Genomic DNA, 10,533 nt, shown 5'->3' on the forward strand with positions numbered 1-10,533 from the left:
CTTGATCCTGCGCAGTTGAAGCAAGTGCCGGCTTCGCCGAACTTTCCCCTGGACCCCGGATCGGCGCTCCGGCTATCGCCGTCGCTGGTCCGGGGCACGGGGCCCGCCCTCAGCCCTTCAGCACGTCGACGAGGGTCTTGCCGAGGCGCGCGGGGGACGGCGACACGCGGATGCCCGCCGCCTCCATGGCCGCGATCTTGTCCTCGGCGCCGCCCTTGCCGCCGGAGATGATGGCGCCGGCATGGCCCATGCGACGGCCGGGAGGGGCCGTGCGGCCGGCGATGAAGCCCACCATCGGCTTCTTGCGGCCTTGTCGAGCCTCATCGGCGATGAACTGCGCCGCATCTTCCTCGGCCGAACCGCCAATCTCGCCGATCATCACGATCGATTGGGTCTTGGGGTCGGCGAGGAACATCTCCAGCACGTCGATGAATTCCGTGCCCTTCACCGGGTCGCCGCCGATGCCCACCGCCGAGGTCTGGCCGAGGCCTTCCTGGGTGGTCTGGAACACGGCTTCGTAGGTCAGCGTGCCGGAGCGCGAGACCACGCCCACGGACCCCGTCTTGAAGATGTTGGCGGGCATGATGCCGATCTTGGCCTGCCCTGCCGTCACGATGCCGGGGCAGTTCGGACCCACGAGGCGGCTCTTGGAGCCGGAGAGCGCCCGCTTCACCTTCACCATGTCGAGCACGGGGATGCCCTCGGTGATGCAGACGATAAGCGGGATCTCCGCGTCGATGGCTTCCAGGATGGCATCGGCCGCGCCGGCCGGCGGCACGTAGATCACCGAGGCGTCGGCACCGGTGGCTTCCTTCGCCTCCAGCACGGTGTCGAACACCGGCAGGCCGAGATGCACCGAGCCGCCCTTTCCGGGGGAGGTGCCGCCGACCATCTTGGTGCCGTACATGATCGCCTGCTCGGCGTGGAACGTGCCGTTCTTTCCGGTGAAGCCCTGGGTGATGACCCGGGTGTTGGCGTCGATCAGCACGGACATCACGCAGCTTCCTTCTTCACGGCCGCGACGATCTTCTGCGCCGCATCGTCCAGATCATCGGCGGGGATCACGTTGAGCCCGGACTCCCGGATGATCTTCTTGCCCTCGTCCACATTCGTTCCGGCGAGGCGCACCACCAGCGGCACCTTCAGGCCGACCTGCCGCACGGCGGCGATGACGCCCTCGGCGATCACGTCGCAGCGCATGATGCCGCCGAAGATGTTCACGAGGATGCCCTCGACATTCGGATCGGCGGTGATGATCTTGAAGGCCGCCGTCACCTTCTCCTTGGTGGCGCCGCCGCCCACGTCGAGGAAATTGGCGGGCTCGCGGCCATAGAGCTTGATGATGTCCATGGTGGCCATGGCGAGGCCCGCGCCATTGACCATGCAGCCGATGGTGCCATCGAGCGCGATGTAGGAGAGGTCGTAGCGCGAGGCCTCGATCTCCTTGAAATCCTCCTCGCTCTCGTCGCGCAGCTGGGCCACGTCCGAGTGGCGGAACAGCGCGTTGGAATCAAAGCCCACCTTGGCGTCGAGGCAGACGAGGCGCGCGTCCTTCGTCACCACCAGCGGGTTGATCTCCAGAAGGCTCATGTCCTTCTCGGTGAAGGCCTTGTAGAGGTTGGCGGTGAGCGCCCCGGCCTGCTTGGCGAGATCGCCGGTGAGGCCGAGGGCCTGCGCCACCTTGCGGCCGTGCAGGGGCTGCACGCCGGTGGCCGGGTCCACGGAGAAGGTGTGGATCTTCTCAGGGGTGGAATGCGCCACCTCCTCGATGTCCATGCCGCCTTCGGTGGAGACCACGAAGGCGACGCGCGAGGTCACGCGGTCCACCAGCATGGAGAGGTAGAATTCCTTGTCGATGAGCGCGCCTTCCTCGATGTAAAGGCGGTTCACCTGCTTGCCGTCCGCGCCGGTCTGCAGCGTGACGAGCGTATTGCCGAGCATCTCGGCAGCATTGGCCTTCACATCGGCGGCGGTCTTCACCACGCGGACGCCACCCTTCGCGCCCTCGGGCAGCTCCTTGAACTTGCCCTTGCCGCGTCCGCCGGCGTGAATCTGCGCCTTCACCACGAAGGCGATGCCGCCCAGCTTGCTGGCCGCAGCCTCGGCCTCTTCGGGGGTGAAGGCGGGAAAGCCGCGGGAGACCGGCACGCCGAAATCGCGGAGGATGGCCTTGGCCTGGTATTCGTGAATGTTCATCGGGGTTTCCTCCCTCGTCGAGGGCCGCGTTTGCCGCGGCTCAAGGTGCGCTTTGGCTGCCCATTGCGACGAAAGTCGCAGTCTGCACCCAATCGCGCGCACGCTCCAGTGCGACACGACGCCAGTGGGGGCGCCAATAGAAGCGCGAGGCGTGACGCACTCGGCGAGGTGAATTTTGCGGACCGTCCTTGCGGACGAAAGATCGCCTCTCCCCTCAGGGGCGGCGTGAAGCCGGCGGCCGGAGCGCTCAGCGCATCGGGCAAGGCCGGGAATGACAGGGATCATCCACGGGGACGATCCGACCTCGGACGCAAACAGTTTCGGCGTCATGGCCGGGCTTGTCCCGGCCATCCACGTGGGACGGCCGGGATCAGGTTTCGGAAGACTGCGCCGTCGTCGCGACGTGGGTGGCCGGGACAAGCCCGGCCATGACGTTCGCTGCGAGCCCGCGCAGGCTTCAATCCCTCAGATCAGACCACGCGACCTTCGTGCATGGACTTGATCTGCTCGGGGGAATAGCCGAGCTCCGCCAGCACCTCATCGGTGTGCTCGCCGAGCAGCGGGGAGCCGGTGACTTCCACGCTCATGTCGGAGAACTTGATCGGGCTGCCGACGGTCAGATACTTGCCGCGCTGCTTGTGATCGACTTCCACGATGGTGCCGCTCTCGCGCAGGGACTTGTCCTCGGCGATCTCCTTCATGGTGAGCACCGGAGCGCAGGGGATGTCGAACTTGCGCAGGATGTCGACCGCCTCGAACTTGGTCTTGTCGGCGAGCCACGCCTCGATCACCGCGAAGATGTCGAAGATCTTGTCCTGGCGGGCGCGGGCGGTGTTGTAGGCCGGATCGTTGATCCACTCGGGCTTGCCGATGGCTTCCGCCACCTTGCCCCAGGCCTGCTCCTGCACGGTGAAGTAGATGTAGGCGTTGGGATCGGTCTCCCAGCCCTTGCACTTCAGCACCCAGCCGGGCTGGCCGCCGCCGCCCGCGTTGCCGCCGCGCGGAACCACGTCCGAGAACGTGCCGTGCGGGTACTGCGGGTACTCCTCGAGGTAGCCCACGCGGTCGAGGCGCTGCTGGTCGCGCAGCTTCACGCGGCAGAGGTTGATGACCGCATCCTGCATGGACACGGCGACCTTCTGGCCCTTGCCGGTCTTGTTGCGGGCGTGCAGCGCGGTGAGGATGCCGATGGCGAGGTGCATGCCGGTGTTCGAGTCACCGAGCGCCGCCGCGGACACGGTGGGGGGGCCGTCCCAGAAGCCGGTGGTGGAGGCCGCGCCGCCGGCGCACTGCGCCACGTTCTCGTAGACCTTCAGGTCTTCGTAGTGGTGGCCGTCGGAGAAGCCCTTCACCGAGGCGACGATCATGCCCGGGTTCAGCTCGTTGATGTGCTCCCAGGTGAAGCCCATGCGGTCGAGCGCGCCGGGGGCGAAGTTCTCGACGAGGACGTCGCTCTCCTTGATGAGCTTCGTCAGCACTTCCTTGCCTTCCTGGGTCTTGGTGTCCAGGGTCAGGGAGCGCTTGTTGGAGTTCAGCATGGTGAAGTACAGCGCGTCGGCATTGGAGATGTCGCGCAGCTGGTTGCGGGTCACGTCGCCCGAGCCGGGACGCTCCACCTTGATGACGTCCGCGCCGAACCAGGCGAGGAGCTGCGTGCAGGCGGGGCCGGCCTGAACGTGCGTGAAGTCGATGATCTTGATGCCTTCCAACGGCTTGCTGGTCATTTGCGTTCCCTTTTCAAAAACTGGTCTTCGACAGCGGGACGGCGTCACGCGAGGCATCCGCAGTCCCGAAACCTTCCGGCGTCACGGCACGGGGCCGCCGCCGGCTTCACCCGCCGGTTTGCCCGGTCTCTCATGCTTGGGATGCCGCCTTCATCTGCGTCTCGGCGTCCGCGAGGCGCTTGCGAAGGTCGCGCTCCTCCTTCCATCGCGTCGTCTCGTCCCGGATGACCGAGACGATGTGCGTGGGCACGCCCGCCTCGGACACGAGGAGGGCGACGGTGAAGGCGATGGACAAGGCGTGGCCGTCCTTGTGGATGGCCGGCACGCGCAAGAGCGTCGTCCCGTAGCGGGTGACGCCGGTGCGCATGGTCTCGTGATAGCCGTCCCAGTGCCGCTGGCGCTGGCGCTCCGGGATGATGATGTCGAGCGACTGCCCCATGGCTTCGTCCGGCGTGAAGCCGAACATGCGCTCGGCCGCCGGATTCCAGAGCGCGATGGCGCCGGCCTTGTCGCAGACCACGATGGCGTCCGCCACGGCATCCATCAGCTGAGCAAGATCGAGGGCCGCACTCATCACGTCTTCCTTTCGAACCTGTCACCTCCCGCCGTCGCCGGCGATGGGGCGGCCCCCTGAGGACCGCCGCCCCGAGGCGTATGCTGCTTATTCCGCCGCCATGCGGCGGGGGGTGCCGATGGCGCCCGACGCGCGCAGGGCGTCGATGCGGTCGGGGGCGAGGCCGAGCACGCCGGCGAGCACCTCTTCGGTGTGCTCCCCGAGCAGTGGCGAGCGCTCCACCTCGACCTGGTTGTCCGAGAGCTTGATGGGGTTGCCGACGGTCAGATACGTGCCGCGCATCGGGTGCTCCACCTCCACCAGCGTGCCGGTGGCGTAGAGCGACTGGTCCTCGGCGATCTCCTTCATGGAGAGGATGGGACCGCAGGGGATGTCGTACTTGTTGAGGATCTCCATGGCCTCGAACTTGGTGTGGGCCATGGTCCACGCTTCGATGCGCGTGAAGATCTCGTTGAGGTGCGGCAGGCGCGCGGCCGGCGTCGCGTAGTTCGGGTCGGTCTTCCACTCGGGCTCGTGGATGACGTCGCAGATCTTCTCCCAGACCGGAGCCTGGGTGATGAAATAGATGTAGGCGTTGGGATCGTGCTCCCAGCCCTTGCAGCGCAGGATGCGCCCGGGCTGGCCGCCGCCGGAGTCATTGCCGGCGCGGGGCACGCTGTCGCCAAACGGGATGCCCTCGCCGAACTGGCTGTATTCCTTGAGCGGGCCGTTGGCGAGGCGCTGCTGGTCGCGCAGCTTCACCCGGCAGAGGTTCAGCACCGCGTCCTGCATGGCGCACAGGACGCGCTGGCCGCGGCCGGTGTGCTCGCGCTGGAACAGCGCGGTGACGATGCCGAGCGCGAGATGAAGGCCGGTGCCCGAGTCGCCGATCTGCGCGGCGCTGACCATGGGTAGGCTGTCGCGGAAGCCGGTGGTGGAGGCGGCGCCGCCCGCGCACTGGGCGACGTTCTCATACACCTTGCAATCCTCGAACGGGCCGGGGCCGAAGCCCTTCACGGAGGCGAGGATGAGGCGCGGATTGATGGTGGAGAGGCGCTCCCAGGTGAGGCCCATGCGGTCGAGCGCGCCCGGCGCGAAATTCTCGACCAGCACGTCGCACTGGCGCACCAATTGCTCGAGGACGGCCTTGCCCTCGGGGTTCTTGGTGTCGAGGGTGATCGACCTCTTGTTCGAGTTGAGCATGGTGAAATAGAGGCTGTCGGCGCCGTCCACGTCGCGGAGCTGGCCGCGCGTCACGTCGCCCTCGCCGGGACGCTCCACCTTGATGACGTCCGCGCCGAACCAGGCGAGCAGCTGCGTGCAGCTCGGTCCGGACTGAACGTGGGTGAAGTCCAGGATGCGGACCCCCTCTAGTGCCTTGCCCATCGTATCCTCACAATTCCGCTCTGTTTTCGTTCCCGGTTTTACTTTTATTATTTTAGGTCGTCGGGTTGGGTGGCGGGACCTGAGGCCCCGCCGACCAGCCTTGCATCATGAGTGGCACCGGCTCATGCGCCGGGCGCCGCTCACTTCTTCTTCTTGACCACGCTCTGCGGGTTCAGCGAGCCGATGTTGCCGCTCTCGGAGCCGGCAGCCGGATCGATTTCCGCGTTGATGAGGGTGGGCTTGCCGCTGTCCATGGCGGCGCTGACCGCGCGATAGAGCTCGTCGGGGGACGTGACGTTCACGCCCACGCCGCCGAAGGCTTCCATCATCTTGTCGTAGCGCGCGCCGGGGACGAACACCGTGGTGCCGGGATCACGCCCGGTGGGGTCGGTGTCGGTGCCGCGGTAGATGCCGTTGTTGTTGAAGATCACGATGGTGACCGGCAGGTTGTAGCGGCAGATGGTCTCCACCTCCATGCCGGAGAAGCCGAAGGCGCTGTCGCCTTCCACCGCGAGAACCTTCTTGCCGCTCTCCACCGCCGCCGCGATGGCGAAGCCCATGCCGATGCCCATCACGCCCCAGGTGCCGACATCGAGGCGCTTGCGCGGCTCGTACATGTCGATGATGCCGCGGGCGAGGTCGAGGGTGTTGGCGCCCTCGTTCACCAGCAGCGCGTCGGGACGCTCCTTGATGACGTTCTTCAGCGCGCCGAGGGCCGAGTGGAAGTCCATGGGCACCGAGTTCTTCAGAAGCTTCGGCGCCATTTTGGCGATGTTGGCTTCTTTCTTGGTGCGGATGGTCTCGGTCCACTGGGCCGGGGGGACCTTCCAGGAGCCGTCGAGGCGGGCGTTGAGCGCGGCGATCACCGAGCCGATGTCACCGACGAGGGGGGCCGCGATCTCGACGTTGGAGTCCATCTCCTTGGGCTCGATGTCCACCTGGATGAACTTCTTCGGGGCATCGCCCCAGGTCTTGCCCTTGCCGTGGGAGAGCAGCCAGTTGAGGCGGGCGCCCACCAGCAGGACCACGTCGGCATCCTTGAGCGCGGTGGAGCGCGCCGCGCCAGCGGACTGGGGATGGGTGTCCGGCAGCAGGCCCTTGGCCATGGACATGGGCAGGAAGGGAATGCCGCTCTTCTCGATGAAGGCGCGGATCTCGTCGTCGGCCTGCGCGTAGGCCGCGCCCTTGCCGAGGATGACGAGGGGACGCTCGGCGCCCTTGAGCAGTTCCATGGCGCGGTCCACCGCGGCCGGGGCCGGGATCTGCGCCGGGGCGGGATCGATCACCTTGACGAGGGACTTGGCGCCGGCCTCGGCATCCATCACCTGGCCGAACAGCTTCGCCGGCAGGTCGAGATAGACGCCGCCGGGACGGCCCGACACCGCCGCGCGGATGGCGCGGGCGACGCCGATGCCGATGTCCGCCGCGTGCAGCACGCGGAAGGCGGCCTTGCACAGGGGCTTGGCGATGGCGAGCTGGTCCATCTCCTCATAGTCGCCCTGCTGGAGATCGACGATCTCGCGCTCGGAGGAGCCGGAGATGAGGATCATCGGGAAGCAGTTGGTGGTGGCGTTCGCCAGCGCCGTCAGGCCGTTGAGGAAGCCGGGGGCCGACACTGTGAGGCAGATGCCGGGCTTCTTGGTGAGGAAGCCCGCAATCGCCGCCGCGTTGCCGGCATTCTGCTCGTGACGGAAGGAAATGACACGGATGCCCTCGGCCTGGCACATGCGGCCGAGATCGGTGATCGGGATGCCGGGCACGCCGTAGATGGTCTCGATGCCGTTCAGCTTCAGGGCATCGATGACGAGGTGGAAGCCGTCGGTGAGCTCACGCTCGGCCTCGGCGGCCGGGTCGATGTGCACCACGTTGTCTTCGATCTTGGACTTTTCCGCCGTAGCCATGAGGATCTCCTAGGGCGTCGTTCCGTGGCCTGTGACCGGCCTATTCGGGGAAGACGCCGTGCCGTTCCACATGAGCCGCAAGGCCCATGGTGTGTTCCCGCACCAGGCGCTCGGCGAGATCTGGGTCTCTTGTCTCGAGCGCATCGATGATCGCCATGTGTTCCCGCATGGAGATTTCGTGCCGGTTCTCCTGCCGCACCGAGACTGCGCGAATGGCGCGCATGTGCAGGAACAGGTTCTCCGTCATGTCCACGATCAGCCGGCACCCGCCCATGCGGATCACGGCCTGATGGAAGGCGATGTTCGCCTCCGAATACTCGTTCATGTGGCTGGCGAGGGGCTGCGCCTCGAACTCGTGGAACAGCCGGCGCAGGCCCGCAATCTCGCTGTCGGAGGCGTGGGTCGCGGCCAGGCGCGCCGCCATCGCCTCCAGCGCCGCCCAGACCACGATGAGGTCGAGGATCTCGCGCTTGGTCTTGCGCACCACGAAGATGCCGCGGCGCGGAACGGAGCGCACGAAGCCCTCCTGCTCCAGAACGGTCATGGCTTCGCGGATCGGGGTCCGCGAGACGCCCAGCGTCTCGGAGAGCTGGCGCTCGTCGAGACGGAATTCGGTGGTCGAGCCGTAGATGTCCATCTGCGTGATGGCGCGCTTCAGGGCCTCGTAGGCCAGCATGCGCAGGCTGGACGCGGCCTCCAGAGGCTCGACCTTGAGCTTCGGAGGATCAACGACCTCAAGCGCGGGCGTCTGATGCACGGGCGTCTGCACGACCTGGACTTCCTCTCCCTGGAAGCGGCCGCCTTCTGTCGAGGCGTTCCTCATCCGTGAAATACTGTATACGGTGTTCATTGCGCCATATCAATCCCGTCCGCCGGGAATTCGATTGCGCGTCGCAGCACGACCCAGGGTCAACGGCCCGGAAAAGCGATGCGGGCGGAGGCTGTTGTTCCATCGGCCTCGGTCTTTGTCCGAGGCCGAGAGGGCCACGCTCAGGCGCCGCGCGGGCTGGACCAAAGGCCCATGAGCCGGGCTCATTGGCCTTTGGCTATCCCGCCCGCCGTCTTTCACTCGGCGGCCGCCGCCTCTTTCCCGCCGTTGAGGCGGGCCATCACCTTGGACACCAGCGGCCACACCAGCATCACCAGCGCGAGGGTGACGATGGAGCCCACCAGCGGGTTGGACCAGAAGATGGAGAGGTGGCCCTGCGACACCAGCATGGCCTGCCGGAACGACGATTCGGCCATGTCGCCGAGCACCAGGGCCAGCACCAGCGGGGCCAGCGGATATTGGAGCTTCTTGAACAGGTAGCCGATGACGCCGAAGATCAGCATGACGGCGATGTCGAGCCCGGCATTGTGCACCGTGTAGGCACCCACCGCGCAGATCACGAGGATGATGGGCGCGATCACGCTGAACGGGATGCGCAGGATGGCCGCGAAGATCGGGACGGTGGTCAGCACCACGATCAGGCCGGCGATGTTGCCGAGGTAGATCGAGGCGATGAGGCCCCACACGAAGTCCTTCTGCTCCACGAACAGCAGCGGGCCGGGCTGGAGGCCCCAGATGAGCAGGCCGCCCAGCAGCACCGCCGCGGTGGGCGAGCCGGGAATGCCCAGGGTGAGCATGGGCAGCAGCGCCGAGGTGCCGGCGGCGTGGGCCGCCGTCTCCGGCATGATGACGCCTTCCAGCTCGCCCTTGCCGAAGTTGCGGCCGTTCTTCGAGAACTTCTTGGCGAGGCCGTAGCTCATGAAGGAGGCCGGCGTCGCGCCGCCGGGGGTCACGCCCATCCAGCAGCCGACGATGGCCGAGCGCAGAAGGCCCGCCCAGTATTTGGGGATCTGCGCCCAGGTGTGCAGCACCACCCTGGGATTGATGGACGCGCTCTTGCCCTTGAAGGCGAGGCCTTCCTCCATGGTGAGCAGGATCTCGCCCACGCCGAACAGGCCGATGACCGCCACCAGGAAGTCGAAGCCGCGCAGCAGCTCCACCGAGCCGAAGGTCATGCGCAGCTGGCCCGTCACCGTGTCGATGCCCACCGCCGCGAGGGCGAAGCCGAGCATCATGGCCGCGATCACCTTGGCCGGCGGCTCCTTACCCATGCCGACGAACGAGCAGAAGGTGAGGAGGTAGACGGCGAAGAATTCGGCCGGGCCGAACTGCAGCGCGAACTTGGCGATGACCGGCGCGAGGAAGGTGATGAGCAGCACGGCGAAGAAGGCGCCGATGAAGGAGCCGGTGAAGGCCCCCGTCAGCGCCTCGCCGGCCTTCCCCTTCTGGGCCATGGGATGCCCGTCGAAGGTGGTGGCCACGCTCCAGGGCTCGCCGGGAATGTTGAACAGGATGGAGGTGATGGCGCCGCCGAACAGGGCTCCCCAATAGATGGAGGAGAGCATGATGATCGCCGACACCGGCGACATGGAGAAGGTGAGCGGCAGCAGGATGGCGACGCCGTTGGCGCCGCCCAGCCCCGGCAGCACGCCGATGAGGACGCCGAGCGAGATGCCGACGAACATGTAGACGATGTTCATGGGGTCGGCGAGGACACCGAACCCTCCGATGAGTGACGTGAGCGCTTCCACGGGGTCCTCCGTTGCGCCCCCCGGCCGCTTCTGTGGCGGCTCGCGCGGGGTCGGGCGCGTTGCCTGTTGTGCGTCGATGGTCTCGAAAAGATGGATGGGCGTCGCATCGCCCGTGGGTCCGCCGGGCGGGGCCGGGCGGAGATCGTCTGTCGCCTCCCGCGGCCCCGGAGGCGGGGCGCGCGGGCGGGACCGC

General features: G+C 66.9%; 8 protein-coding genes. All 8 read right to left on the minus strand.

All coding sequences use genetic code 11. The features are described 5' to 3' along the window. Positions 1-109 precede the first annotated feature (109 nt). The 8 genes from sucD to ACE3QW_RS11505 all read right to left on the minus strand — a co-directional run bounded on the left by sucD (position 110) and on the right by ACE3QW_RS11505 (position 10,340). Complete coding sequence (gene sucD, locus ACE3QW_RS11470) at positions 110-994, minus strand: succinate--CoA ligase subunit alpha (RefSeq protein ID WP_374251615.1); 885 nt, start codon at positions 992-994, stop codon at positions 110-112. Next, positions 994-2,196, minus strand: coding sequence for an ADP-forming succinate--CoA ligase subunit beta (gene sucC, locus ACE3QW_RS11475; protein WP_374251616.1), 1,203 nt, complete (start codon positions 2,194-2,196; stop codon positions 994-996). Before sucC ends, sucD begins: the two co-directional genes overlap by 1 nt. A 470-nt stretch (positions 2,197-2,666) precedes the next feature. Then, positions 2,667-3,920, minus strand: coding sequence for a formyl-CoA transferase (gene frc / locus ACE3QW_RS11480; protein ID WP_168459886.1), 1,254 nt, complete (start codon positions 3,918-3,920; stop codon positions 2,667-2,669). Positions 3,921-4,050: 130 nt separating this feature from the next. Further along, the gene (locus ACE3QW_RS11485; protein ID WP_374251617.1) at positions 4,051-4,494 is read right to left on the minus strand and encodes a PAS domain-containing protein; all 444 of its coding nucleotides are present in this window, start codon (positions 4,492-4,494) and stop codon (positions 4,051-4,053) included. A gap of 87 nt (positions 4,495-4,581) precedes the next feature. Continuing rightward, a complete protein-coding gene (gene frc, locus ACE3QW_RS11490; protein WP_029555271.1) occupies positions 4,582-5,859 on the minus strand; it encodes a formyl-CoA transferase in 1,278 nt (425 codons plus the stop codon). A 140-nt stretch (positions 5,860-5,999) separates the two neighbouring features. Next, positions 6,000-7,760: an oxalyl-CoA decarboxylase gene (oxc, locus tag ACE3QW_RS11495; protein ID WP_374251618.1), complete on the minus strand. Its 1,761-nt coding sequence runs from the start codon at positions 7,758-7,760 to the stop codon at positions 6,000-6,002. Positions 7,761-7,800: 40 nt separating this feature from the next. Next, positions 7,801-8,436, minus strand: a complete 636-nt coding sequence (locus ACE3QW_RS11500) for a GntR family transcriptional regulator (RefSeq protein WP_051679355.1) — start codon at positions 8,434-8,436, stop codon at positions 7,801-7,803. 389 nt (positions 8,437-8,825) lie between these two features. Beyond that, a complete protein-coding gene (locus ACE3QW_RS11505; protein ID WP_024280342.1) occupies positions 8,826-10,340 on the minus strand; it encodes a tripartite tricarboxylate transporter permease in 1,515 nt (504 codons plus the stop codon). Between the last annotated feature and the right edge of the window lie 193 nt (positions 10,341-10,533).

The organism is Xanthobacter sp. (assembly GCF_041911315.1).
Lineage (GTDB): Bacteria > Pseudomonadota > Alphaproteobacteria > Rhizobiales > Xanthobacteraceae > Xanthobacter > Xanthobacter aminoxidans.

Excerpts from the sequence above, each read along its gene's own strand:
- sucD (WP_374251615.1), bottom strand. The coding sequence starts at position 994 with ATGTCCGTGCTGATCGACGCCAACACCCGGGTCATCACCCAGGGCTTC.
- sucC (WP_374251616.1), bottom strand. The coding sequence starts at position 2,196 with ATGAACATTCACGAATACCAGGCCAAGGCCATCCTCCGCGATTTCGGC.
- frc (WP_168459886.1), bottom strand. The coding sequence starts at position 3,920 with ATGACCAGCAAGCCGTTGGAAGGCATCAAGATCATCGACTTCACGCAC.
- ACE3QW_RS11485 (WP_374251617.1), bottom strand. The coding sequence starts at position 4,494 with ATGAGTGCGGCCCTCGATCTTGCTCAGCTGATGGATGCCGTGGCGGAC.
- frc (WP_029555271.1), bottom strand. The coding sequence starts at position 5,859 with ATGGGCAAGGCACTAGAGGGGGTCCGCATCCTGGACTTCACCCACGTT.
- oxc (WP_374251618.1), bottom strand. The coding sequence starts at position 7,760 with ATGGCTACGGCGGAAAAGTCCAAGATCGAAGACAACGTGGTGCACATC.
- ACE3QW_RS11500 (WP_051679355.1), bottom strand. The coding sequence starts at position 8,436 with ATGCTGGCCTACGAGGCCCTGAAGCGCGCCATCACGCAGATGGACATC.